Annotated in this window: 21 protein-coding genes and 1 tRNA gene; 14 read left to right on the forward strand and 8 right to left on the reverse strand. The window is 72.1% G+C overall.

Annotation, left to right across the window (positions count from 1 at the left end; genetic code table 11):
* Positions 1 to 238 precede the first annotated feature (238 nt).
* On the forward strand, positions 239 to 1,024 hold the full coding sequence (locus AB0H32_RS23150) for an SGNH/GDSL hydrolase family protein (RefSeq protein WP_361123845.1): 786 nt from the start codon (positions 239 to 241) through the stop codon (positions 1,022 to 1,024).
* Between the two features lie 218 nt (positions 1,025 to 1,242).
* Here AB0H32_RS23150 and AB0H32_RS23155 read toward each other — a convergent pair whose 3' ends face one another.
* Positions 1,243 to 1,863, reverse strand: coding sequence for a TetR family transcriptional regulator C-terminal domain-containing protein (locus AB0H32_RS23155; RefSeq protein WP_361123751.1), 621 nt, complete (start codon positions 1,861 to 1,863; stop codon positions 1,243 to 1,245).
* Between the two features lie 176 nt (positions 1,864 to 2,039).
* Here AB0H32_RS23155 and AB0H32_RS23160 point away from each other — a divergent pair, with 176 nt between their 5' ends.
* The gene (locus AB0H32_RS23160) at positions 2,040 to 2,753 is read left to right on the forward strand and encodes a GntR family transcriptional regulator (RefSeq protein WP_361123754.1); all 714 of its coding nucleotides are present in this window, start codon (positions 2,040 to 2,042) and stop codon (positions 2,751 to 2,753) included.
* Between the two features lie 13 nt (positions 2,754 to 2,766).
* The gene (locus AB0H32_RS23165) at positions 2,767 to 3,588 is read left to right on the forward strand and encodes a sterol desaturase family protein (protein WP_361123757.1); all 822 of its coding nucleotides are present in this window, start codon (positions 2,767 to 2,769) and stop codon (positions 3,586 to 3,588) included.
* A gap of 10 nt (positions 3,589 to 3,598) precedes the next feature.
* On the opposite strand, the gene AB0H32_RS23170 is transcribed toward AB0H32_RS23165, so the two are convergent.
* Together AB0H32_RS23170 and AB0H32_RS23175 are read right to left on the reverse strand one after the other, a co-directional pair.
* A complete protein-coding gene (locus AB0H32_RS23170; protein WP_361123760.1) occupies positions 3,599 to 5,497 on the reverse strand; it encodes a propionyl-CoA synthetase in 1,899 nt (632 codons plus the stop codon).
* 235 nt (positions 5,498 to 5,732) lie between these two features.
* A complete protein-coding gene (locus AB0H32_RS23175) occupies positions 5,733 to 6,911 on the reverse strand; it encodes a Glu/Leu/Phe/Val dehydrogenase dimerization domain-containing protein (RefSeq protein ID WP_361123762.1) in 1,179 nt (392 codons plus the stop codon).
* A 184-nt stretch (positions 6,912 to 7,095) separates the two neighbouring features.
* On the opposite strand from AB0H32_RS23175, the gene AB0H32_RS23180 reads away from it, so the two are divergent.
* The 10 genes from AB0H32_RS23180 (at position 7,096) to AB0H32_RS23225 (ending at position 17,191) form a co-directional block, all read left to right on the forward strand.
* Positions 7,096 to 8,280, forward strand: a complete 1,185-nt coding sequence (locus tag AB0H32_RS23180; protein WP_361123765.1) for an MBL fold metallo-hydrolase — start codon at positions 7,096 to 7,098, stop codon at positions 8,278 to 8,280.
* A gap of 393 nt (positions 8,281 to 8,673) precedes the next feature.
* Complete coding sequence (locus AB0H32_RS23185; RefSeq protein ID WP_361123768.1) at positions 8,674 to 11,064, forward strand: ATP-binding protein; 2,391 nt, start codon at positions 8,674 to 8,676, stop codon at positions 11,062 to 11,064.
* A gap of 74 nt (positions 11,065 to 11,138) precedes the next feature.
* Positions 11,139 to 11,573, forward strand: a complete 435-nt coding sequence (locus tag AB0H32_RS23190; RefSeq protein ID WP_361123771.1) for a roadblock/LC7 domain-containing protein — start codon at positions 11,139 to 11,141, stop codon at positions 11,571 to 11,573.
* Positions 11,574 to 11,575: 2 nt separating this feature from the next.
* Positions 11,576 to 11,947 carry a DUF742 domain-containing protein gene (locus AB0H32_RS23195; RefSeq protein WP_066990450.1) on the forward strand — a complete coding sequence of 124 codons (372 nt, stop codon included), beginning with the start codon at positions 11,576 to 11,578 and terminating at the stop codon, positions 11,945 to 11,947.
* Positions 11,925 to 12,524 carry an ATP/GTP-binding protein gene (locus tag AB0H32_RS23200; RefSeq protein ID WP_361123774.1) on the forward strand — a complete coding sequence of 200 codons (600 nt, stop codon included), beginning with the start codon at positions 11,925 to 11,927 and terminating at the stop codon, positions 12,522 to 12,524. Before AB0H32_RS23195 ends, AB0H32_RS23200 begins: the two co-directional genes overlap by 23 nt.
* Before the next feature lie 61 nt (positions 12,525 to 12,585).
* Positions 12,586 to 13,161 (forward strand): GAF domain-containing protein, encoded by a 576-nt coding sequence (locus tag AB0H32_RS23205; RefSeq protein ID WP_361123777.1) that lies wholly within the window; start codon positions 12,586 to 12,588, stop codon positions 13,159 to 13,161.
* A 215-nt stretch (positions 13,162 to 13,376) separates the two neighbouring features.
* Entirely contained in the window at positions 13,377 to 14,405 is a 1,029-nt protein-coding gene (tdh, locus tag AB0H32_RS23210; protein ID WP_361123780.1) for an L-threonine 3-dehydrogenase, read from the forward strand.
* A gap of 143 nt (positions 14,406 to 14,548) precedes the next feature.
* Positions 14,549 to 15,748 carry a glycine C-acetyltransferase gene (locus AB0H32_RS23215; protein WP_361123782.1) on the forward strand — a complete coding sequence of 400 codons (1,200 nt, stop codon included), beginning with the start codon at positions 14,549 to 14,551 and terminating at the stop codon, positions 15,746 to 15,748.
* Between the two features lie 54 nt (positions 15,749 to 15,802).
* Positions 15,803 to 16,705, forward strand: a complete 903-nt coding sequence (locus AB0H32_RS23220; protein WP_361123785.1) for a LysR family transcriptional regulator — start codon at positions 15,803 to 15,805, stop codon at positions 16,703 to 16,705.
* A gap of 126 nt (positions 16,706 to 16,831) precedes the next feature.
* Positions 16,832 to 17,191 (forward strand): MmcQ/YjbR family DNA-binding protein, encoded by a 360-nt coding sequence (locus AB0H32_RS23225; RefSeq protein WP_361123788.1) that lies wholly within the window; start codon positions 16,832 to 16,834, stop codon positions 17,189 to 17,191.
* A gap of 160 nt (positions 17,192 to 17,351) precedes the next feature.
* Here AB0H32_RS23225 and AB0H32_RS23230 read toward each other — a convergent pair whose 3' ends face one another.
* The gene (locus AB0H32_RS23230; protein WP_361123791.1) at positions 17,352 to 18,272 is read right to left on the reverse strand and encodes a transketolase C-terminal domain-containing protein; all 921 of its coding nucleotides are present in this window, start codon (positions 18,270 to 18,272) and stop codon (positions 17,352 to 17,354) included.
* A gap of 48 nt (positions 18,273 to 18,320) precedes the next feature.
* Positions 18,321 to 19,028, reverse strand: coding sequence for a transketolase (locus tag AB0H32_RS23235; RefSeq protein ID WP_361123794.1), 708 nt, complete (start codon positions 19,026 to 19,028; stop codon positions 18,321 to 18,323).
* Positions 19,029 to 19,153: 125 nt separating this feature from the next.
* Between AB0H32_RS23235 and AB0H32_RS23240 the strand changes: the two genes are divergently transcribed.
* Positions 19,154 to 19,230: transfer RNA gene (locus tag AB0H32_RS23240), tRNA-Pro, on the forward strand.
* 28 nt (positions 19,231 to 19,258) lie between these two features.
* Here AB0H32_RS23240 and AB0H32_RS23245 read toward each other — a convergent pair.
* The 3 genes from AB0H32_RS23245 to AB0H32_RS23255 form a co-directional block, all read right to left on the reverse strand.
* Positions 19,259 to 20,305: an MASE1 domain-containing protein gene (locus AB0H32_RS23245; protein WP_361123797.1), complete on the reverse strand. Its 1,047-nt coding sequence runs from the start codon at positions 20,303 to 20,305 to the stop codon at positions 19,259 to 19,261.
* 115 nt (positions 20,306 to 20,420) lie between these two features.
* Complete coding sequence (locus AB0H32_RS23250) at positions 20,421 to 21,755, reverse strand: GAF domain-containing SpoIIE family protein phosphatase (RefSeq protein WP_361123800.1); 1,335 nt, start codon at positions 21,753 to 21,755, stop codon at positions 20,421 to 20,423.
* Positions 21,756 to 21,825: 70 nt separating this feature from the next.
* The gene (locus tag AB0H32_RS23255) at positions 21,826 to 23,238 is read right to left on the reverse strand and encodes an amino acid permease (protein WP_361123803.1); all 1,413 of its coding nucleotides are present in this window, start codon (positions 23,236 to 23,238) and stop codon (positions 21,826 to 21,828) included.
* Between the last annotated feature and the right edge of the window lie 112 nt (positions 23,239 to 23,350).

The following is a 23,350-nucleotide window of genomic DNA, read 5'->3' on the forward strand; positions in this document are numbered from 1 at the left end:
CGCCACCCTCCTCACCCGCCGCCGTGGGCCTGACCCGATCCCAGGGTCCGGCCCTCGGCGGCGTGTGCGGCGGTTCAGCGCGTCAACGCCGGTGACCAGGGCTTTATTCCGGGATCGGCCGTATTCAAAAGTGTCTTATCTCACCGATCGTCAACCCCTTATTACGGTCGCGTAGGTCACATCCGAAGGTGAATCATGGTCCGATGTGGCAGACGATTCGAAGAGTGACAACACATCAGTGATCGGGTCGTACGTAGCGGTGGGGGACAGCTTCACCGAGGGCGTCGGCGACCCCGGACCCGATGGGGCGTTCGTGGGCTGGGCCGACCGGTTCGCGGTACTGCTCGCCGACCGGCGGCCCGAGGGCGACTTCGTGTACACGAACCTGGCCGTGCGCGGAAAGCTGCTCGACCAGATCATGGCCGACCAGCTCCCGCAGGCCGTCGAACTGGCCCCGGACCTGGTCTCCTTCTGCGCGGGCGGCAACGACATCATCCGGCCCGGCACCGACCCGGACGAGGTGGCCGAGCGCTTCGAGCGGGCCGTGTCCCAGCTCACCGAGGCAGTCGGCACCGTGCTGGTGACGACCGGCTTCGACACCCGTGGCGTCCCCTTGCTCAAGCACCTGCGTGGCAAGATCGCCACCTACAACGGGCACGTGCGCGCCATCGCCGACCGGTACGGCTGCCCCGTGCTCGACCTGTGGTCCCTCAAGTCCGTCCAGGACCGCAGGGCGTGGGACGACGACCGGCTCCACCTGTCGCCCGAGGGGCACACGCGCGTGGCACTGCGGGCCGGCCAGGCCCTCGGGCTCAAGGTCCCGGCCGACCCGGAACAGCCCTGGCCGCCGCTCCCGCCCCGGGGCAGCCTGGAGATCCGCCGTGACGACGTCCACTGGGCCCGCGAGTACCTCGTGCCCTGGATCGGCCGCCGGCTGCGCGGTGAGTCCTCCGGGGACCATGTGACGGCGAAGGGCACCCTGTCGCCGGACGACATCAAGATGCGGATCGCGTCGGTGGCCTGACCGCCCGCGCCCGTGCCCCGTACCGCAGGCTCAGTGGTGCGGGGCACGCGTGCGGCCCGATCCCGCTGCCTGGCGTGCGAGGGGGCGCTGTCATCGGCGACGTACAGGGCGCGCGCACGCACGCGACGGCCGGGCGCCTGCCCCGGCCCGTTCACCGCGATGGCCGGATGCCGCCCCGCGCCGCTCACCGCGGCAGCTGGGTGCCTGCCCCGGCCCGTTCACCGCGTCGAGGCGGTCAACGCCTCACGTTCCAGCCCGAGTTCCCGGGCCAGGGCGTCGTCCACCCAGGCCTGCGCCCGGGAGCGAGGCACCGCGCCCGGATACGACGTCAGCTGCACGGCCAGCCCGTCCAGGAGCGCGGTCAGTCGCAGGGCCGCCGCGGTCGGGTCGGCGCACACGAACTCTCCGGCCGCCACACCCTCCGCGATGACCTCGGTGATCGCCGCCTTCCACTGCTTGTCGAGGCCGCGGGTGACCTCCTGCAGCGCGGGTTCGCGCAGCGCCGCGGCCCAGCCCTCGATCCACAGCCGCCAGCCCTTGGCCTGGCCCGTGGGCGCGTACCACCGCACCGCCGCCCGCAGTCGGCGCAGCGCCGACGTCCGCCGGCCCAGCAGCCCCCGCAGATGCGCCAGATCGTCCTCGGCCGCGTGCGCGAATGCGGCGGCGACCAGCTTCTCCTTCGTGGAGAAGTGGTACAGCACCAGGGCGTTGCTCACGCCGAGGGCAGAGGCGACGTCGGAGATCCTGACCGCCGCCACACCCCGTACCTCGATCTGCCCGATGGCCGCCCGCAGCAGCTCCTCCCGCCGCTCGGCCACACTCAACCGCACTCTCGCCACGCGGTCACCCTAGCCTGCCCGTTCGCTCCCGGTGGTGTTCGCCCGGTTCCACCGTTGTGCACCGGACACCCACGAGGCCGGAGCGAGCCCCTGCGGACTCCGTCGGCAGCCGGGCCTTCCCCCGCATCTGGTCCAACCAGTTGACCAGTCGTCCGGTGCGGTCCACTCTGTGCGCCATGACGCAGCGACGCATCCGTCGTGAGGCCGTTTCCGACCAGCTCTTCGTTCTCCTGCGGGACAGGATCCTCGGCGGGGAACTGGCATCCGGGTCGGCGCTCACGCCTGAAAGAGACCTGGCGGAAGAGTTCGGCGTGAACCGGCACGCGGTCCGTGAGGCCGTCAAACGGCTTCAGCAGGCGCGGCTCGTCGAGGTCAGCCACGGCGGTCGCACGCTCGTCCTGGACTGGCGGCGCACTGCCGGCCTCGACCTCGCCATGGGGATCGCGGCGGCCGACGGCGGGCCCTCGGTGGCGGATCTGGCCCGGGACGCCCTGGAGATGCGGGCGTGCATCGGTGCCGACGCGGCCCGGTTGTGCGCGATCCGGTGCTCCGACCACACCGCCGGGAGGCTCGCCGAGGCCACGGACCGGTACGTGACGAGCGGACCCGATCTGACCGAGCTGCAGGAGGCGGACGTCGCCTGGTGGCGGATGATCGTGGAGGGTTCCGGGAATCTGGCCTATCTGCTGGCCTTCAACAGCCTGGTCGGCGGCACGCTCCCGGTCGCCGACGTGCCCGACGACGTGCGGACGGCCGAACTCCTCGATGTCGAGGCCCATGTGAGGCTCGCGGCGCACATCACGGCGCACGAGTCGGGGGCGGCGGAGCGGCTGGCACGCGAGTTGCTGTCCCGCAGCGTTCCCGTGACGCCCCGGAAGGCGGTGCGCTGACGTGATCCCGGCCGTGTTCTACGCAATACCTGCCTTCGTGCTCCTGGTCGTCGTGGAAGCTCTCTCCTACCGCTTCCTCCCGGACGACGACGAGCGCGGTTACGAACTGCGCGACACCGTGACCAGCATGTCCATGGGCGCCGGCAGCCAGGTCGTGGCGCTGCCCTGGAAGGCGGTGACGATCGTCGTGTACGCGGCCCTGTTCACCGTCGCTCCCTGGCACCTGTCGGCGTCCTCCGCGTGGACCTGGGTACTGCTGTTGTTCGCCGACGACCTGGCGTACTACGCCTTCCACCGCGCTCATCACCGCGTACGGGTGCTGTGGGCGAGCCATGTGGTGCATCACTCCAGCCTCAGGTTCAACCTCTCCACCGCGCTGCGGCAGAGCTGGACGCCGATGACGGGCCTGCCGTTCTGGCTGCCGCTGGCGCTGTGCGGCATTCCGCCGTGGATGATCCTGCTCCAGCAGTCCTTCAGCCTGGTCTACCAGTTCTTTCTGCACACCGAGCGGGTGGACAAGCTGTGGCGGCCCGTGGAGTGGTTCTTCAACACCCCCTCCCACCACCGCGTCCACCACGGCTCGAACCGCGCATACCTGGACCGCAACTACGGCGGCATCCTCATCGTCTGGGACCGGCTCTTCGGCACCTTCGAGCCCGAGGGCGAGCAGGTGGTGTACGGCCTGACGAAGAACATCGGCACCCACAACCCGGTGCGGGTCGCCTTCCACGAGTTCGGCGCCGTCTGGCAGGACGTGCGTCGGGCGCGGACCTGGCGCGACCGCGCAGGACACCTGCTCGGCCCGCCCGGCTGGGCACCCCGGGCGGACGGGTGACGGCCGGGGTTCAGACCTCGCCGCGCAGCACGGGACGCAGGGCGTCGAGCACGGCCGGGTCGTCGATGGTGGAGGGGAGTTCCGGATCCTGGCCGTCGGCGATCTCCCGCATGGTGCGCCTGAGGATCTTCCCCGACCGGGTCTTGGGCAGCGCGGCGACGATGTCGATGCGGCGCAGCGCCGCCACCGGGCCGATGGTCTCGCGCACCGAGGCCACGAGGTCGGCCGCGACCTCCTCGGGGCTTCGCACGGTGCCCGCCTTGAGGACGACGAAGCCGCGCGGCACCTGGCCCTTGAGCTCGTCGGCAACGCCTACGACGGTGCACTCCGCGACGTCCGGGTGCCCGCTGAGGACCTCCTCCAGGGCGCCGGTGGACAGACGGTGCCCCGCGACGTTGATCACGTCGTCGGTGCGGCCCATGATGAACACGTAGCCGTCCGCGTCCTTGTGCCCGCCGTCCCCGGACAGGTAGTAGCCCTCGTACGCGGAGAGATAGGAGCGCACGTACCACTCGTCGTCGCCCCACAGCGAGGTCAGCGTGCCCGGCGGCAGCGGGAGACGGATCGCGACCGCTCCGTCCGTGCCCGCATCCACCTCGCGGCCCGACGCGTCGAGGACCCGGACGTCGTAGCCGGGCATCGGCACGGTGGCGGAACCCGGCTTGACCGGCCGGGGATCCAGGCCGACGGGGTTGGCCACGATCGGCCAGCCGGTCTCCGTCTGCCACCAGTTGTCGATCACGGGGATGCCGAGCAGGTCGCCCGCCCAGCGCTGTGTTCCGGGGTCCAGACGCTCCCCGGCGAGGAACAGATGGCGCAGCGAACTGGTGTCGTACGCGCGCCGCAGCGTCCCCTCCGGGTCCTCCCGCTTGACGGCACGGATGGCGGTCGGTGCCGTGAACAGGGTGTTCACCCGGTGCTGGGCGACGACCCGCCACAGCGCGCCGGCGTCCGGGGTGCCGACCGGCTTGCCCTCGTAGAGCACCGTGGTGCAGCCCGTCAGCAGCGGGGCGTAGACGATGTACGAGTGGCCGACCACCCAGCCGACGTCGGACGCGGCCCAGAACACGTCGCCGGGACCGGCGCCGAAGATGTTCTCCATCGACCAGCGCAGCGCCACGGCGTGGCCGCCGTTGTCCCGCACCACGCCCTTGGGCCGGCCGGTGGTGCCGGAGGTGTAGAGCACGTACAGCGGGTCCCCGGCATCGACCGTGACACAGTCCGCCGGGGCGGCCTTGCTCATGGCCTCGTCCCAGTCGATGTCGCGTTCGGTCAGGTCTGCCGTGAGCTCGCTGCGCTGCCGGATGATGCAGTGGTCCGGCTGGTGGCGGGTGCGGGCGAGGGCGGCGTCGAGAAGCGGCTTGTAGGGGACCAGGCGGGACGGCTCGATGCCGCACGAGGCGGAGACGACCACCTTCGGGCGGGCGTCGTCGATGCGGGTCGCCAGCTCGTGCGCGGCGAATCCGCCGAACACGACCGAGTGCACGGCCCCGATGCGGGCGCACGCCAGCATTGCGATGACGGCCTCCGGGATCATCGGGAGGTAGATCGCCACACGGTCGCCCTTGGTCACTCCGAGGTCGCTCAGCACACCGGCAAAGCGCGCGACCTCGTCCCGCAGCCCGCGGTAGGTGTAGGAGTCCACGGTTTCCGTGACGGGGCTGTCGTACACCAGTGCGACACGGTCGCCGTGGCCGTCTTCGACGTGCCGGTCGAGGGCGTTGTGGCAGGTGTTGAGCCGTCCGTCGCGGAACCAGCCGTACAGCGGCGCGCGTGAGGAGTCGAGTGCGCGGCCCGGCGGGGTCGCCCAGTCGATGCCGCGGGCGGCGTCGAGCCAGAAGCCCTCCGGATCCTCCAGGCTGCGCCGGTAGACGGCGAGGTACTCGCCCTCTTCGGGAGTGCTCGGCATCGCGTTTCCCCTCTTCTCTTCGCCTGTGCGCCTGTGTAGCGTGCCGCCCGCCGCTGCGCCCGGCGCCTCAACCCGCCGACGGTTCCCTGTGGGCTGCGTCACCAGCGGGTCGGGCCGGCAGGCCGAGCAGCCGCACGGCGTTGCGTCCGGACCCTGTATCCAGCATCACGCGCCCTTCGTGCGGTGTCGCCGGATCCGGTGGTGCCCGGTGCCCGCGGACCTGTCGCCCGCCCCGTCAGCGGTACCACCCGAAGCGCTCCGCGATCACCCGCAACCGGTCCGTCACCAGCGCGTGGGCCGCGGTGCGCGGGGTCGTCCCGTCGGCCTGCGCGCGAGTGAGCGTCAGGTCGACCAGAGCGCGCATCGAACGGCGGATGTGCGCGAAGGCCTCGTCCGCGTCCGGGCCGATGTCCCCGAACAGCGTCCACCACCACCAGGCGTTCGTGGCGGAGTTGACCACGACGTCCGGCAGCACGGTCACCCCGCGCGCGGCGAGCAGCTCCTCCGCCTCGGGCCGGACGGGCATGTTGGCGGCCTCGACGATCCAGCGGGCGGTGATCCGCTCCTGCTCGGCGGCGCCGATCGCATAGGACACCGCCGCGGGCACGAGCACCTCCGCGTCGGCGGACAGCCAGGCGCCGCCGGGCAGTTCACGGTCGCCGGGGCGCAGTGCCGAGCGGTGGACGGTGCCGTACGCGTCCCGCGCGCCCAGCAGAGCCTCCACATCCAGGCCCTCCGGGTTGGCGATCGTCCCCTTGACGTCGGCCACGGCCACGACCGTGAGACCCGCGCGCGCGAGGAAGCGCGCCGTGGCCCCGCCCATCGTGCCCAGGCCCTGCACGGCGACCCGGGTGCCCGCGTACGGCACCGACGCCCGGTCCAGGGCGGAGAGCACCGACTCGGCGACCCCGCACCCTCCCGCCAGCTCGTCCAGCCCGATGCCGTCCACCTCGACCGCGAAGGCTTCCGCGAGCCGCTTGCGGGCGGCCGTCTCGTCGTCCAGCAGCGGGTAGACGGCCTGGATCGAGGAGACCAGCCCCGCCTCTGCGGCCGCCCGGTCCACCAGTTCCTGGGTGAGGCCGAGGTCCTCCCCGGTGGTCCAGAAGGCCTCGATGTACGGCCGCATGGCGCGCAGGTAGCGCACCAGCAGCCCGTACGCCCCCGGGTCCCGCGGATCGCAGTCGATGCCGCCCTTGGCGCCGCCGAGGGGGATGTAACGGCCGTCCGGGGCGTAGTGCAGGGCCTCCTTCATCGTCATGCCGCGGGCGAGCCCGGCGACCTCCTCGAGGGTGCAGCCGGGCCGCATGCGCAGTCCGCCGCTGGCCACACCCCGCACCAGCCGGTCGACGACCAGGAAGCCCTGCCGCCCGGTCACGTGGTCGGTCCAGACGAGCGACATCAAGGGGGCTGTCATGGGATCTCCCGGGTGTGATTACTGAATGGCGAGTCAGTATTCGGAGGCGGTGGGCGGCGTGTCAACGTGCTGAATACTCGTTCAGTAGCGTGGGCCGGTCGCCCGCCTGTGACCCATGCGGCACCGGACCTGTCGGAGGGGCCGACCATAATGGAGGACCTCAGCGACTCCACCTGGAGGTACCGTGACCGGTCTGCGTTCCCTGAGCTCCGGGCTCCGCGCACTTCAGCCCGAGGCCTTCGGCGCGGAACCGAGCGGTGAGCGCCTCGCGCGCATCCGCCGTTCCCCCCATTTCAAGGACGGCGTCTTCCAGAACCCGGGCGGCGTCGCCCGCACCCGGCCCTCCGGCTCCACAGTGGACCTGGCCAAGGTGTTCCTGGACAAGGAGACGCGGCCCCTGCGCGCCCCCCGCGGCACCGTCCCGGTGCACCCCACCACCCTCGCCGACCTGGCCAAGCCGCCGGCCGACGGCCTGCGGGTGACCTGGATGGGCCACTCCAGCGTGCTCGCGGAGATCGACGGCCACCGGGTCCTGTTCGACCCCGTCTGGGGCGAGCGCTGCTCCCCGTTCCCGTTCGTCGGGCCCAGACGGCTGCATCCGGTGCCGCTGCCGCTGGCCGCGCTCGGACCGGTCGACGTGGTGGTCATCTCGCACGACCACTACGACCATCTGGACCTGCCCTCGATCAAGACGCTGGCCGGCACCGACACCGTGTTCGCCGTACCGCTCGGCGTCGGTGCCCACCTCGAACACTGGGGTGTCTCCCCGGACCGGCTGCGCGAGCTGGACTGGCACGAATCCACCAGGGTCGGCGGGCTCACCCTCACCGCGACACCGGCACGCCACTTCTGCGGCCGCGGCCTGCGCAACACCCAGCACACCCTGTGGGCGTCCTGGGCCGTCGCCGGCGAGGAGCACCGGATCTACCACAGCGGCGACACCGGCTACTTCGAGGGCTTCAAGGACATCGGCGCCGAGCACGGCCCCTTCGACGCCACGATGATCCAGATCGGCGCGTACAGCGAGTTCTGGCCGGACATCCACATGACCCCCGAGGAGGGGATGCGCGCCCACCTCGACCTGCAGGGCGGAGTGCCGCACGGCGTCCTCATGCCGATCCACTGGGGCACCTTCAACCTCGCCCCGCACCCCTGGTCCGAGCCCGGCGAGTGGACCAAGGAGGCCGCCGAGGCGGCCGGCCAGGCGGTGGCGCTGCCCCGGCCCGGCGAGCCCTTCGAGCCCGCGGGCAAGCTCCCCGCGGAGCCCTGGTGGCGGGACGTGTCCGGATCCGTCCGCCGCACCTGGCGTTCCCTCGGGGCACTGGCCGCGGAGCCGGGTGTGCGGACGGGACTCGACCGCGCGGACTGATGCGGCGCGGTCGATCCTGGACCGAAGACGGAGAGTAGAGGCCATGGCTGATACTCTCCGTAATTTTTTTGTGGGACGGATGGTCGGCGGCGGGGGTCGGGTGGCGGCCGTGGCGGGTGGTCCCCGTCGGGCATCGGGCGCGCGGGGGCGGTCTGCGCGGCCATGAGCGTCCGGACCGCCCGTCTGCTCGCCTGACCGCTTTTGAGCAGGTCGTTTCGATCTCTTTCGGATCTGTCTCGCGAGCGCTGCGCGTTTATCGGTCTGTCGTACGACGCCTCATACCAGAGCGGGACCCTGCCCGGGTGACTTTGTCAACTGCCCACCGCACATGATGCGCAGGCGACTACTGTGAGTGTCCGGATGGCAGCCCGACGGACCAGTACGAGGACGCAGATGTCTCACCTCCGCGAACCGGCCACCCGTGCCGACCGCCGAGAGGGCGGCCGGCACGGGAGACCGGTCGCCCGACCCGCTCCCGCACTGCCCGAGACGCACATACGGCCTCAGCTCATGCGGCTGGCCGTGCTGCCGCCCGTCGCGGTCGCGCTCAGCGGCAGCGCGGCAGTCCTGTTCACCGTGCGCTCCACCGGCGCACGCCCCGGTCTCACCCTGTGGGCCGTGCTCGCCGGTGCGGTCGCGGTGACCTTCGCGGGCATCCTGATCGCCGCCGTCGCCGCGGACCGCGCCGCCCGCTCGGTCCACGACCGCGTCGACGCCCTGCGCAGCAGCGCCGCCCGGGGAGAGGCCGACCTGCGCGCTCTCGTCGAGGCCCTGCGCCGCGGGGAGACGCCGCCGCAGCGGGGGCAGCGCCGCCGCGCGCCCGAGGACGCCGACGACTTCGAACTGCTCGCCGCCGATCTGGCCCGGGCGTACGACGGCGCCGTCACCGCCGTCGTCCAGGCCGCCCAGCTCTCCAGCCAGGCCGGCAGCGAGCAGAAGCTGGAGGTGTTCGTCAACCTCGCGCGGCGGCTCCAGTCCCTGGTGCACCGGGAGATCTCGATCCTCGACGAGCTGGAGAACGAGATCGAGGATCCCGACCTGCTCAAGGGCCTGTTCCACGTGGACCACCTGGCCACCCGCATCCGGCGGCACGCGGAGAACCTCGCCGTGCTCGGCGGCGCCGTCTCCCGTCGGCAGTGGAGCAACCCGGTGTCCATGACCGAGGTGCTGCGCTCCGCCATCGCCGAGGTCGAGCAGTACTCCCGGGTCAAGCTGGTGCCGCCCATCGACGGCGAACTGCGCGGCCACGCCGTCGCCGACGTCATCCACCTGCTCGCCGAACTCGTCGAGAACGCCACGGTGTTCTCCGCCCCGCACACCCAGGTGCTGCTCCGGGCCAACCTCGTCACCTCCGGGCTCGCCGTGGAGGTCGAGGACCGCGGGCTCGGCATGCCGGTCGGCGAGCAGAGCAAGATGAACGCCCTGCTCGCCGACCCGGACCAGGTCAACGTGGCCAGCCTGCTGGCGGACGGCCGCATCGGCCTCTACGTCGTCTCCCAGCTCGCCCGCCGGCACGGCATCACCGTGCGCCTGCAGACCAACATCTACGGTGGCGTGCAGGCCGTACTCGTCGTCCCGCAGGCCCTGTTGGGCACGGCGCCGGGCGTCCCCGGGGCCGTACCGCAGCCGCAGATTCCGGGCGCGCCCGGCCAGTCGTCCGTACCTCCGTCTCCGCATGCGGTCGGTGCAGCGCGGGGCGTCGGCGGCGACGCCGGGCCGATCCCGGGGCTGCACGGCCAGGCGGAGAGCCACCAGGGCCGAGCCGCGGGGGCAGCCGGGGCGGGGACGGCGGCCGTCGGCGCGGAGACGGCGGCCGGGCAGCGGGACACAACAGGGCAATGGGACACAACAGGGCAACGGGAGGCGGTAGGGCAACGGGACGCAGCAGGGCAGGGCGGGGCCGGACAGGCTTCGGGCACCGGTCGGCGACGGCACGCGCACCGCGGGTCCGAACGGGGCGGTGCCGCCCAGAGCGAGGGCGCACAGCACGGGAGCGTGCAGGGCTCGGGTGCGCCGGACCCGCTTCCCGTGCGCGGCGCCCATGTGCAGCGGCCCAACCCCGCCGAGGCCGTGCCCGGCATCAGGGCCGAGGACCGCGCCGCGGTCGAGACGAACGCCGGCGCCGCGCCCACTCCGCGCGGCGGCGCGGTGCGCGGCACCATGGGCAAGCCCCAACTGCCGCGCCGCCGTGCCCAGGAGCACATCGTGCCCCAGCTGCGCGGCGGTCCGGCCCCCCGGCAGGACTGCGAGACCGTGGTGGGCCACGATCCCGGCCTGATGGCGGCCTTCCAGCGCGGCGTCGGCCTCGCCGAGGCACAACAGCACTTGGAGTCCGCCCATATGGAGTCCGCCCATATGGACGCCCCGCACAGGGAGTCCGCGCACGGGGAGCCCTCCTCCATGGACTCCGCGCACCTGGCCTTCCCCCACAGGGGGCCCGCCCGCACGGAGTCGGCGTACCCGGAGTCTGCGCACACGGAGTCTGCGCACACGGAGTCGGCGTACACGGAGTCGGCGTACATGGAGTCGGCGTACATGGACTCGGCCCGCACGCAGTCGCTGCCCAGGGAGTCGGCCCGAACGGCTTCGGGACATATGGGGACCGGACACCGGGATGCCGACCATCTGACTCCGGCACACAGGGACATCGGTTCCCTGGAGGCCACCCCCATGAACCCACCGCCCGGGGAAGCGGCCCCCATACGCGAGGCGCACGCCCACGCGCCCGCATCCGACGGCATCCACGGCACCGGCCGGACCGACGGGAGCGCACCGGCCCGATGACCACCCCCGTTTCCGAACGCCTCCCCACCCCCAGCGCTCCCGCAGACCTTCGTACCCCAAGGAGTCGATCCACCATGGCGAGCGATGCACCGACCGCCCAGGCATCCGACCTCGACTGGCTGCTGAGCGGCCTCGTGCAGCGCGTGCCGCACACCAGCAGCGCGGTGCTCCTGTCCTGCGACGGACTGGTGAAGTCCGTGCACGGCCTCGATCCCGACAGCGCCGACCACATGGCGGCCCTCGCCTCCGGCCTGTACTCCCTCGGCCGCAGTGCGGGCGTCCGGTTCGGCGACGGCGGGGACGTCCGCCAGGTCGTCGTCGAACTCGACTCGATGCTGCTGTTCGTCAGCACCGCGGGTTCCGGCACCTGCCTGGCGGTGCTCGCCGGCCGCGAGGCCGATGCCGCCGTGCTCGGCTACGAGATGGCGATGCTGGTCAAGAGCGTCCGTCCCTACCTCGTGACCGCGCCCCGGCAGCACGCCGTCGATTCCACGGCGATGAGGCCTTGAGCGTGGCCGCAGCCGGCGACGGGCCCTGGCTCGACGACGCGGCCGGGCGGCTGGTGCGCCCGTTCACGGTCAGCAACGGCCGCACCAAGCCCAGCATCGCCCTCGACCTGATGTCGCAGGTGATGGCCACCGGTGTCACCCCGCTCGGCTACCTCGGCCCCGAGCATGCCCAGGCGCTCGACCTGTGCCGCGCGCCCGTCTCGGTCGCCGAGGTGGCCGCGCATCTGAAACTGCCCGCGGTCGTCACCAAGGTGCTGCTCTCGGACCTCGTCGACTGCGGGGCGCTCACCACCAAGCCCCCCGCCTTCCACCACAACCCCACTGACCGGTCTCTGCTGGAGGCAGTGCTCGATGGACTACGACGACAGCTCTGACCCGTTCCCCACCGCACTGAAGATCCTGGTGGCGGGCGGGTTCGGGGTCGGCAAGACGACCTTCGTGGGAGCGGTGAGCGAGATCGCCCCGCTGAGCACCGAGGAACTGCTCACCACGGTCAGTGCCGCCACGGACAATCTCGACGGCATCGAGAACAAGGTCGAGACGACGGTCGCCATGGACTTCGGCCGGATCACCCTCGATCCGGAGCACGTCCTGTACCTGTTCGGCACGCCCGGGCAGGAGCGGTTCTGGTTCATGTGGGACGAGCTGTCCGAAGGGGCGCTCGGCGCGGTGATCCTCGCCGACACCCGCCGTCTGGAGGAGTGCTTCGCGGCCGTGGACTTCTTCGAGGAGCGCGGCCTCGCCTTCATCGTCGCGATCAACGAGTTCGACGGCGGCTACCGGTACGACCCGGCGGAAGTGCGTGCGGCCCTCGACCTCGACACCGAGGTCCCGGTCGTCTGCTGCGACGCCCGCATCTCCAGCTCCGGTGTGCAGACCCTGCTCACCCTCGTACGCCACCTCATCGCCCACGCCCCGGCGCCCGCGCCGAGCCACGGCGCCCACATGTGACCCAGCCACATCGCCCACGGAGCCGCCCTATGAGATACGCCCACAGCGACGGAGTCCGGCCATGAGCTATGAGCCGCCCCGGCCGGTCCGTGGTCTGCTGCTCACCCCGGAGGACAAGGAGGCCCCCGCCCGCATCTCCCGGCTGCGCCGACTCGGCCTGGGGGAGCGGCCCGAACCCGCCCTGGACGCCTTCGCGGACCATCTCGCCCGGCTCACGGGAGCGCCGTACGCCATGGTCAACTTCATCGGCGAGGACCACCAGTTCTTCGCGGGCCTGCGCACCCCCGTGACCGCGCCGGTGGTCCGGGAGGACGGCAGCAGGCCCGAGGTCGGCCGGGTCCTGCCGCGGGACCACGGTTTCTGCCCCCATGTGGTGGTCCGCCGCAAGGCCCTGGTCCTGGAGGACGTCCGCGACTACCCCCGCTTCGCCGGGAACCCGGTCGTGGACGAGTACGGCATTCGGTCGTATCTCGGAGCCCCGCTCATCGACAGCTCGGGCATGGTGCTCGGCACCGTGTGCGCCTCCGACATCGCCCCCCGTGCGTGGGGGAGATCCGGTCTGGAGACCATCAAGGCGCTGGCCGCCGAACTCGCCCTGAACATCGAGCGATCCGCGGACGACGGACTGCCGCTCTGAGCGACGAAACGCGGGGGACGACGGCCGCCCGGAGCGACGTGTGCACAGGGCGACGGCCGAGGGGCGTGAAGGAAAGCTGTGGCGGCGGTTAAGAAAAGCTCGATGGACCCGGGCCCGCGGATGGGGCAGATTGCACAGTGATTCCACCCCTCTGACCCGGTGCGGGCTCCTTCGGCGTGCCCGCGGCCGGGACCTCACCCACGGGAGTCGTAGCGTTGAAGGCGCTCGTCAAGCAGAAGGCGGAGCCGGGCCTGTGGCTCGCGGACGTCCCGGAGCCCGCCATCGGTCCCGGTGACGTACTGATCAAGGTCATGCGGACCGGTATCTGCGGCACCGACCTGCACATCCGGTCCTGGGACGGCTGGGCGCAGCAGGCCATCAGCACTCCGCTCGTGCTCGGGCACGAGTTCGTCGGGCAGGTCGTGGAGACCGGTCGCGACGTCACCGAGATCCGGGTCGGCGACCGGGTCAGCGGCGAGGGCCACCTGGTGTGCGGCAAGTGCCGCAACTGTCTGGCCGGCCGCCGCCACCTGTGCCGTGCAACCATCGGCCTCGGCGTCGGCCGGGACGGCGCGTTCGCCGAGTACGTCGCGCTGCCCGCGTCCAACGTCTGGGTGCACCGGGTCCCGGTCGACCTCGACGTTGCCGCGATCTTCGACCCGTTCGGCAACGCCGTGCACACCGCGCTCTCCTTCCCGCTGGTCGGCGAGGACGTCCTGATCACCGGCGCCGGCCCGATCGGCCTGATGGCCGCCGCGGTGGCCCGCCACGCCGGCGCCCGCAACGTCGTCGTCACCGACGTCAGCGAGGAGCGCCTGGAGCTCGCCCGCAAGATCGGCGCGAGCCTCGCCCTGAACGTCTCCCGGTCCACGATCGCCGACGGGCAGCGGGAACTGGGGCTGCGCGAGGGCTTCGACATCGGCCTGGAGATGTCCGGCCGCCCCGAGGCCATGCGGGAGATGATCGCCAACATGACGCACGGCGGCCGGATCGCCATGCTCGGCCTGCCCGCCGAGGAGTTCCCGGTCGACTGGTCCCGGATCGTCACCTCGATGATCACCATCAAGGGCATCTACGGCCGCGAGATGTTCGAGACCTGGTACGCGATGTCGGTGCTGCTGGAGGGCGGCCTGGACCTCGCCCCCGTGATCACCGGCCGGTACGACTACCGCGACTTCGAGGCGGCCTTCGCCGACGCGGCCAGCGGCACCGGCGGCAAGATCATCCTCGACTGGACCGCTTGATCCCGGCTCGGTTCACCTCCGGGGCGCCCGGCCGGCGGCGAGCGATCGACCGTGCTCGGCCCTTCGGGCCTCCGTGCGCCCGCCCGCTCGCCACCCGCGCGCCCCTTCGGCTCACTCGCCCTCGTACTTGATGGAGTCCCCTGATGTTCACCTCTGTTCGTGACGACCTGCGCGCCACCCTGGAGGAGATCCGCGCCGCCGGCCTGCACAAGCCCGAGCGCGTCATCGACACCCCGCAGTCCGCGACCGTCAACGTCACCGCCGGCGGCCGCCCCGGCGAGGTCCTCAACTTCTGCGCCAACAACTACCTCGGTCTCGCCGACCACCCCGAGGTCGTCGCCGCCGCCCACGACGCCCTGGACCGGTGGGGCTACGGCATGGCCTCCGTGCGCTTCATCTGCGGTACCCAGGAGGTGCACAAGCAGCTGGAGGCGCGGCTGTCCGCGTTCCTCGGCCAGGAGGACACGATCCTGTACTCCTCCTGCTTCGACGCCAACGGCGGTGTCTTCGAGACCCTGCTCGGCGAGGAGGACGCGATCATCTCCGACGCCCTCAACCACGCCTCCATCATCGACGGCATCCGCCTGTCCAAGGCCCGCCGGTTCCGCTACGCCAACCGCGACCTCGCGGACCTGGAGGCCAAGCTCAAGGAGGCGACGGAGGGCGGCGCACGGCGCAAGCTGGTCGTCACCGACGGCGTCTTCTCCATGGACGGTTACGTCGCCCCGCTCGCCGAGATCTGCGACCTCGCCGACCGCTACGACGCCATGGTCATGGTCGACGACTCGCACGCCGTCGGCTTCGTCGGCCCGACCGGCCGCGGCACCCCCGAGCTGCACGGCGTCATGGACCGCGTCGACATCATCACCGGCACCCTCGGCAAGGCCCTCGGCGGCGCCTCCGGCGGCTATGTCGCCGCACGCGCGGAGATCGTCGCCCTGCTGCGCCAGCGCTCCCGTCCGTACCTGTTCTCCAACACGCTCGCCCCGGTGATCGCCGCGGCCTCCCTGAAGGTCCTCGACCTGCTGGAGTCCGCCGACGACCTGCGCGTCCGCCTCACCGAGAACACGGCGCTGTTCCGCCGCCGGATGACCGAGGAGGGCTTCGACGTCCTTCCCGGCGACCACGCCATCGCACCCGTCATGATCGGTGACGCCGCCGAGGCGGCCCGCATGGCGGAGCTGCTGCTGGCGCGGGGTGTGTACGTGATCGGCTTCTCCTACCCGGTCGTCCCGACCGGCCAGGCCCGCATCCGGGTCCAGCTGTCCGCCGCGCACTCCACCGACGACGTGAACCGCGCGGTCGACGCCTTCGTCGCGGCGCGTGCGGAGCTGGCCGCCTGAGCGGTGCCGGCACCTGGGGACATCCGGCGCCGGCACCTTGGGATAATTGACGGCATGATCGAGGCACGGCGGCTCCACATCCTCCGTGCGGTGGCGGACCACCGCACGGTCACCGCGGCAGCCGCCGCGCTCTATCTCACCCCCTCCGCCGTCTCCCAGCAGCTGACGGCCCTGGAGCAGGAGACCGGTCACCGCCTGGTCGAGCGCAGCGCCAAGGGCGTACGGCTCACCGCGGCGGGCGAGATCCTGCTCAGCCACACCAACGCGGTCCTCGCCCAGCTGGAGCGGGCCGAGGCGGAGCTGGCCGCCTACAGTTCGGGGGAGGCCGGTACGGTCACCGTGGCCGCCTTCGCGACGGGCATCGCCCAGGTGGTGGCGCCCGCGGTGGCCAGGCTCGCCTCCACCGCGCCCGGCATCCGGCTGCGCGTCCAGGACGCCGAGGGCGACGCGAGCCTGCCCATGGTCCTGGACCGGCAGGTGGACGTGGCCGTCGCCGTCGAGTACCGGGGCGCCCCGCCCGCCGACGACCCCCGGCTCACCTACGTGCCCCTGTACGCCGAGCCCTTCGACGCGGTCGTCCCGGTCGGCCACCGCCTCGCCGACGGCCCCGAGGTCCCCCTCGCCGAACTGGCCAAGGACCCGTGGATCGGCCCGTACCCCGGCAACCCCTGTCACGACGTGGTCGTCCTGTCCTGCGAGAGCGCCGGGTTCCAGCCCCGCTTCGAGCACTCCTCCGACGACTTCCGTGCCGTGGTCGCCCTGGCCTCGGCCGACGCGGGCGTGGCTCTCGTACCGCGCTCGGCCCTGCGCGGCATGGACCTCACGGGGGTGGTCGTCCGCCCCGTCGACGGCGTGGCCCCGACCCGCCGTGTCTTCGCGGCCATACGACGAGGAGCCGAGGGGCACCCTCTGATCCGCCCGGTGCTGGCCGCACTGGGTGAGGCGGCGCGGGCGTGAGACTGCCGTAGCCCGCCGGTCTCCTCGGCGGGCCGGTCCGGCGACCTGCGCCCGACGACCCCGCACTACCGGCGGGCGGACCCGCCGACCGGGTGACTGTCAGTGGCACGGGTTACCGTGCGTGGCATGCCGGATGCCGAAGACGTACGCCGTATCGCCCTGTCCCTGCCGGACACCACGGAGAAGATCGCCTGGAGCATGCCCACGTTCCGGGTGGCCGGGAAGATGTTCGCCACACTCCCGGAGGACGAGACGTCCATCGCCGTGCGCTGCCCCAAGGAGGAGCGCGACGAGCTGGTCATGGCCGAGCCGGAGAAGTTCTGGATCGCCGACCACGAGGCCCAGTTCGCCTGGGTGAGAGCGAGACTCGCCGCCCTGGACGGCGAGGACGAACTGCGGGACATCCTCGCCGACTCCTGGCGCCAGGCCGCTCCGCCCCGGCTCCTCGACGCCTACCCGGAGTTGGGCCTGCCCGGCGGCCGCTGAAGATCCCTCGGCACCGGCCGGGGCCGCGTGGCACGATCCCGCGCGGCGGGGGCGCCGAGGGCAGGGACCGGGAGGGCAGTGCACTGGTCCACTTCCGCAGCCGCCCCCGCGCCGCCCCCCCGCCGCCCCCGCATCGCCCCCGTGCCGTGTCCGCGCGCAGTCACGCCCGCACGGCTGTCCGCCCCGCACCCGCGAACCGGCCGATCCGCTCCCGCAGGCTCCCCGCGTCGAGCCCGTGTGCGGCGACGTGCTCCTCGATCGTGCCGTAGCGCCGCAGCTCGCGGCGTCCGACGCCGAGCCCCAGCACCCGGTGCGGCACATCGGCCAGCGCCTCGCTCACGGCCGTCGTCGACGTCCCCGCGAGGTACGGCTCCACCAGCACGACATCGGTGCCCGCCGCCTCCACGGCCCGGCGCAGCGTCACCGCGTCGAAGGGTCGTACGGTCGTCGCGTACAGCACGGTCACGTCCAGCCCCTCCGTGGCGGTGAGCACGGCGTCCAGCACGGGACCGACCGCGACGACCACACCGCGGCGCCCCTCGCGGACCGTCAGGAAGCGCTCCCCGTCGACCGCCCGCCCCTGCCGGTTGGCCTGCACGGAGAGCCGGACGTACACCTTGTCGTCCCCCGCGGCGACCGCACGCCGCAGCAGCGCCTCGGCCTCGTCGGGATGCCCGGGCACGTGCACGGTCCAGCCGTCCAGGGTGTCGAGCAGCGCCACGTCGCCGGGCGCCATGTGCGTGTAGCCGCCGGCCGGCCAGTCGAAGGAGGCGGCCGCGCTCACCAGCACCGCCCCGGCATCCTGGTGCCCGAGGTCCAGTTTGACCTGCTCGAAGGGCCGTTCCACCAGGAAGCTGGCGAAGGTGTGCACGACGGGCCTGAGCCCGGTGAGTGCAAGCCCGGCCGCCGCCCCGACCAGGAGCTGCTCGCGGATGCCGACGTTGATCACCCGCTTCGGATGGCGCCGTGCGGCCTCGGCGAAGCCGTCCTTGCCGATCTCGGCGAGGACCACCGCGACACGGGGATCCTCGTCCAGCAGCCGGGAGACGACGGGGGCGAAACGGTCACGCATGGTGTCCATGAGGTTGGGCCTTTCTACGGAGATGTCGCGCGGGACGGACGAGAGGGATCAGGCGTTCTTCGGCTCGACACGGGCGACGACCACGTGTGGACGTCCCGGATGCGGGGCCGTGAACGCGGCGTGCAGCGCCTCGTGGTCACGCCCGTCGACGGTCACCGCCGACCAGCCGGCGGCCCCGAACCGTGCGGCGATCCCGCCGGGCCGGGCGTGGCTGGCGGAGGAGTTGTCGATCACGACGGTGTGCAGCCGGTCGAGCCCGGCGGGCCCGGCGAAGGCGATCGCCTCGTGGTTGCTGCCCTCGTCCAGCTCGGCGTCCCCGATCAGCACCCAGACGGCCGGCTCGTGCAGGCCCTGTGCATGCAGCCCCAGCGCGGTGCCCACACCGATCGGCAGCCCGTGCCCGAGCGACCCGCTGCCGATCTCGGCTCCCGGCACCAGCACCCGGTCGGGATGGTGCCCGAGCGGGGAGTCGTACGCCCCGAAGTCCGGCAGCCACTCGACCGGCACGAAACCCTTCGCGGCCAGCACCGCGTAGTACGCCATCGGCCCGTGCCCCTTGCTCAGCAGGAACCGGTCCCGGGCGGGGTCCTCCCCGGCGTCCGGCGTGGCCCTGAGCACCCGGTCGTACAGCACCCACAGGACGTCGAGCGTGGAGGTGGCCGCCGGACCGTGCTTCTCGTCGCCCGTCATGAGCCCCATCAGCCGGGGCAGGTCCTCGTAGCCGTACAAACGGCTGTCGTCCGCAGTGATCGTCATACCGAGGATCGTGCAACCTCAACCAAACTCGAGGTCAACCCGGAAACGGATGCGCGACCACCGACCCGAGTGCGGTAGAGTTTCCCTGCGCGTTTCGACCAGGGAAACCCCAGGTCAAACGGCACCGGGACGTGGCGCAGCTTGGTAGCGCACTTGACTGGGGGTCAAGGGGTCGCAGGTTCAAATCCTGTCGTCCCGACCAGCTTTGCAGCCGGTCGGAGGCCGTCTTCTCAGGACTGAGGAGGCGGCCTTTGCTGTGTCCGAGGGTCTCCCGCCGGCAGCTCTCCCTTCCCTTCCTCCTCGTCCTCCGTGCAGTCGAGCAGCAGGCGGTGGTCGCCGGCGGCGATCTTGGCCACCATCCCGGCGAGTTGTCCGCAGGCTCGCGCGATCTCCCGCTGGTTCTCGTTGCGCTCGCTGACGACTGCCGACAGCAGCAGCGCGGTCAGTGCGGCGGATCCGTTGAACGCCTGCAGAGTGATCATGGTGATGAGCAGGTCGTGGCCGGCGAACGGGCCTGATCTATGGGCGGCGGCGATGATCGCGAAGAGGGACACGGCCAGCGCGCAGGGGGCGGCCCCGGCCAGCTGGAAGCGGAAGGCCGCCCAGATCAGCAGCGGGAAGCCGAGGAACAGCAGTGGGGCGTCCGTGGCTTCGAGGACGCCGACACCGAGGGTGGCCGCCACAAGCAGCAGCGCCTCCACCCACCGGGAGGACGGCACGCCCCTCGGCCGGCGTGCCGAGCGCAGGACGAGAAGGAAGGGCGCGACCACCAGGACGCCCATCGCGTCGCCGGTCCACCAGACCGACCACGTCCGCCAGAAGTCGCCGGCGCTCTGCACACCCGAGAGGACCAGGGTCGCGGTGCCTACCGTCGAGCTGATCAGCATCCCGGTGAACGCGCCGAGAAAGATCAGTGCGAGCGCGTCCCGGAAGCGGTCCAGTTCATTGCGGAACCCCGCGCGGCGGAGCAGTGCGTAGGAGCAGACGGGCGCGAGGGTGTTTCCCGCCATGATCGCGAGCACGGCCAGAGGCGATGGCCCCAACGAGACGTTGACCAGGAACGCGCCGAGTGCGATCCCGGGCCAGACCCGCAGGCCCAGGATGAGCAGACCCGCCACCGCGATGCCGCTCGGCGGCCACAGGGGCGTGACCTGGTGGCGCACCAGCTCCTGGATCAGCCCCAGCTTGGCCGACCCGAAGTACAGCGCGGCGAGAGCGCCCATCTCCAGGGCGACCCGGCCACCGTGCCGGAGCCGTTCACGCCGCACGACAGCCATCGGGCGACCTCCGTGTCGTCACCGCCCCGGAACTCATCATCCGCCGGATCTCCCGGATCCTCCACGCCACCGTGGGGCCGCGCAGGCGACGCCCCCGCAGCGGGAGCCCCGGAGGTCAGGCGGGCGGGGTGCGCAGGGCGACGATGGCCATGTCGTCGTGACCGTCGCTCGGGTGGTGGTCGGCCAGTGCCCGGACGAACTCCGGCAGGGGCAGGGCGGCATGCGCCGCGGCGAGCCGGGCGAGTTCGCTCAGACTCTCGTCGATGGGGCGGTCGGGATGCTCGATCAACCCGTCGGTGAAGAAGACCACGGTCGCGGCCGGGGGGAGGAGGCGGGAGTGGTCCGGCCGAGGCTGCGCGGTGTCGACGCCGAGCGGCAGCCCGGGCTCGGCGAGCAGGTACTCCACCCGGCGCTCGTGGGTGATCACCAGGGGCGGGACGTGGCCCGCGGTGCTCCAGCGCAGCCGCCAGCCCGCTCCCTCCGGTTCGATGCGGGCCAGCGTGGTGGTCGTGACGGGGTTGTTCGTCAGGGCCTCCAGGGTCCGGTCGAGCTGGGCCAGGATCGCGCCGGGCGGACTGCTCTGGTCGAACAGCAGAGCGCGCAGCATGTTGCGGGTGGAGGCCATGGCGGCCGCGGCGTGCAGATCGTGGCCGACGACGTCACCGATCACGACCGCCACGGCGTTGTCGGGCAGGCGGACGGCGTCGTACCAGTCCCCGCCGAGCTGGCTGGGCTGGGCGGCAGGCCGGTAGATGGTGGCGGCGGTGAACGGCTGCAGGTCGGGCAGCGTGGGCAGCAGGAGCCGCTGGAACTGCTCGGCTCCGACCCGTACCCGTTCGAACAGGCGGACGTTCTCGATCGCGATGCCGGCCGCGCTGGCCAGAGCGACGACGACGTTCTCGTCCTGTGCGTCGAAGGGCCGTCCGTCGTTTCGCTCGGCGAGGTAGAGGTCGCCGTAGATCTCGCCGCGCACGCTGATGGCGACACCGAGCAGGGTGCGCAGGTGCGGGTGGCCGGGCGGGAAGCCGGCGGAGGAAGGGTGGGCCGGGATGTCGTCGACCCGCAGGGGTTCGGGGTGGTGGATCAGGTGCCCGAGGACTCCCAGGCCGCGCGGCAGGCCGGTCTCGGCCAGATCGAGGCGCTCCTGCTCGGACAGGCCGGCCGTGATGAACTTCTCCAGGCGCTCTCCGGTCTCGTTGAGCACGCCGAGCGCCCCGTAGCGGGCGCCCACCAGGTCCATGGCGGTGGTCACGATCCGGTGCAGCACCGCGGGCAGCTCCACCTCACGGCTGATGGCCACGACCGCGTCCAGCAGGCCCTGCAGCCGGTCGATGGAGGACACCAGGGCGCGCAGTTGTTCGTCGATCCGGCCCAGCTCGGAGCGGAGGCGTGCGTGCAGGTCGGGAAGCTGCTGCCGGCGCTGCCGACTCCCTGCCTTGTCTCCCGCCATCACATTCCGGCCTCCTGGCGCGGTCCCGGTCGATTCGAGACCACAGCTTGGTACAAATCAGGTTAGACACCTATGTGTCGATCCACGCACCGTGCCGCTGCCGCCGCGCCGCCATCACCGCGTACACGATGATCCCCACGAACAGGAACAGCACGCCCTGGTAGACCGCCGCGTATCCGGCGCCCGCGACGAGCCAGAGGGAGAACGCGGTCGCCACTGCGGTGATCACGGCGTCCCGTGCGAGGCGGGCCCGGTCGACCGTCCGGCCCCGGCCGGAGACGAGGTGGAAGACCTGTGCGGCGGTGGCCAGCAGGTACGGCACGGTCGCGGTGAACGTGGTGACGAGGACCAGGACGTCGAAGACCTTCGCCGAGCCCGACACGTAGTTGTAGAGGGTGAGCAGCGAGGCGAGGACGACCGTGACGCCGACCCCGACGGTGGGCACGCCCCGGCGGCGACGGGCGAACGCGGCGGGGAACAGACCGTCCCGGGCCGCGGCGTAGGGAGTCTGGGCGCTCAGCAGCGTCCAGCCGTTGAGGCAGCCGGTCATCGACACGAGCGCGGCCAGGGCGACGGCCCAGCCGCCCCAGCTGCCACCGAACATGGTGTTCACGGCGTCCGAGAAGGGCGCGGTGGAGGTCACCAGGCGGTCGTGCGGGACCGTACCGAAGACGGACAGCGTGCCCAGCAGGTACACGAACGCCGCGCCGACGGTGCCGATGACGGTGGCGCGCCCCACGTTGCGGCGGGCGTTCCTGACCTCGCCCGCGCTGACGGCGGCGGACTCCACGCCGAGGTAGGAGAAGAGCAGCAGGGCGGCGGAGGCGGACACCGCGCCGACCGCGCTGCCGCCGCCGGCGTTGAACGGCCCGAGCTTCGCCGGGTCGAAGAAGAACAGCCCGCCGACCGCGACGAGCAGCAGCGGGACGAACTTCAGCACGGTGGACACCAGCTGGACGGCGCCCACGTAGCGGGTGCCCGCGAAGTTGGCGAGCGCGGGCAGCCACTGCAGCGTCAGCGCGGCCAGACAGGCACTCCAGCGGTGGTCACCCACCGGGACGAGCACGTCGAGGTAGCCGACGGCGGCGACCGCGAGGGCCGCGTTCGATACCCAGGTGGTGATCCAGTACGCCCAGGCGGCGAGGAAGCCGGCGAAGTCCCCGAAGGCCTCGCGGGCGTAGAGGTAGGGCCCGCCGGTGCGCGGATCGCGCTCGGCGAGGCGGCCGAAGACCAGGGCGAGGGCGATGGCGCCGACGGTCAGGACGCCGAAGGCGACCAGGCTGACCGTGCCGTAGGGGGCGACGGAGGCCGGGAGCAGGAAGATGCCGCCGCCGATGATGTTGCCCATGACCAGGGCGGTGGCGACGGGCAGTCCGAAGCCGCGGGTGTGCCGGCCGGTGCCGCCCTGGGGGTCCTCGGGGGAAACCGTACGGGTTTCCGGCGGGGTGGGAGCCGGTTGCGGGGCGGTCCCGGTGACGTGCATGGGGTGGTGCGCCTCTCATCAAACTGATGTTCCCGGGATCACCGGGGCGAGGCCATGGTCGGGGACGCCCCGACCTGGCACAAAATCACCGTTCCTTGTTTCGTCAGGACCG

Source organism: Streptomyces sp. NPDC020362 (assembly GCF_040642095.1).
Lineage (GTDB): Bacteria > Actinomycetota > Actinomycetes > Streptomycetales > Streptomycetaceae > Streptomyces.

Coding starts and splice junctions, on each gene's coding strand:
- AB0H32_RS23160 (WP_361123754.1), top strand. CDS start 2,040: ATGACGCAGCGACGCATCCGTCGTGAGGCCGTTTCCGACCAGCTCTTC.
- AB0H32_RS23170 (WP_361123760.1), bottom strand. CDS start 5,497: ATGCCGAGCACTCCCGAAGAGGGCGAGTACCTCGCCGTCTACCGGCGC.
- AB0H32_RS23175 (WP_361123762.1), bottom strand. CDS start 6,911: ATGACAGCCCCCTTGATGTCGCTCGTCTGGACCGACCACGTGACCGGG.
- AB0H32_RS23185 (WP_361123768.1), top strand. CDS start 8,674: ATGTCTCACCTCCGCGAACCGGCCACCCGTGCCGACCGCCGAGAGGGC.
- AB0H32_RS23190 (WP_361123771.1), top strand. CDS start 11,139: ATGGCGAGCGATGCACCGACCGCCCAGGCATCCGACCTCGACTGGCTG.
- AB0H32_RS23200 (WP_361123774.1), top strand. CDS start 11,925: ATGGACTACGACGACAGCTCTGACCCGTTCCCCACCGCACTGAAGATC.
- AB0H32_RS23205 (WP_361123777.1), top strand. CDS start 12,586: ATGAGCTATGAGCCGCCCCGGCCGGTCCGTGGTCTGCTGCTCACCCCG.
- AB0H32_RS23215 (WP_361123782.1), top strand. CDS start 14,549: ATGTTCACCTCTGTTCGTGACGACCTGCGCGCCACCCTGGAGGAGATC.
- AB0H32_RS23220 (WP_361123785.1), top strand. CDS start 15,803: ATGATCGAGGCACGGCGGCTCCACATCCTCCGTGCGGTGGCGGACCAC.
- AB0H32_RS23225 (WP_361123788.1), top strand. CDS start 16,832: ATGCCGGATGCCGAAGACGTACGCCGTATCGCCCTGTCCCTGCCGGAC.
- AB0H32_RS23230 (WP_361123791.1), bottom strand. CDS start 18,272: ATGGACACCATGCGTGACCGTTTCGCCCCCGTCGTCTCCCGGCTGCTG.
- AB0H32_RS23235 (WP_361123794.1), bottom strand. CDS start 19,028: ATGACGATCACTGCGGACGACAGCCGTTTGTACGGCTACGAGGACCTG.
- AB0H32_RS23245 (WP_361123797.1), bottom strand. CDS start 20,305: ATGGCTGTCGTGCGGCGTGAACGGCTCCGGCACGGTGGCCGGGTCGCC.
- AB0H32_RS23250 (WP_361123800.1), bottom strand. CDS start 21,755: ATGGCGGGAGACAAGGCAGGGAGTCGGCAGCGCCGGCAGCAGCTTCCC.
- AB0H32_RS23255 (WP_361123803.1), bottom strand. CDS start 23,238: ATGCACGTCACCGGGACCGCCCCGCAACCGGCTCCCACCCCGCCGGAA.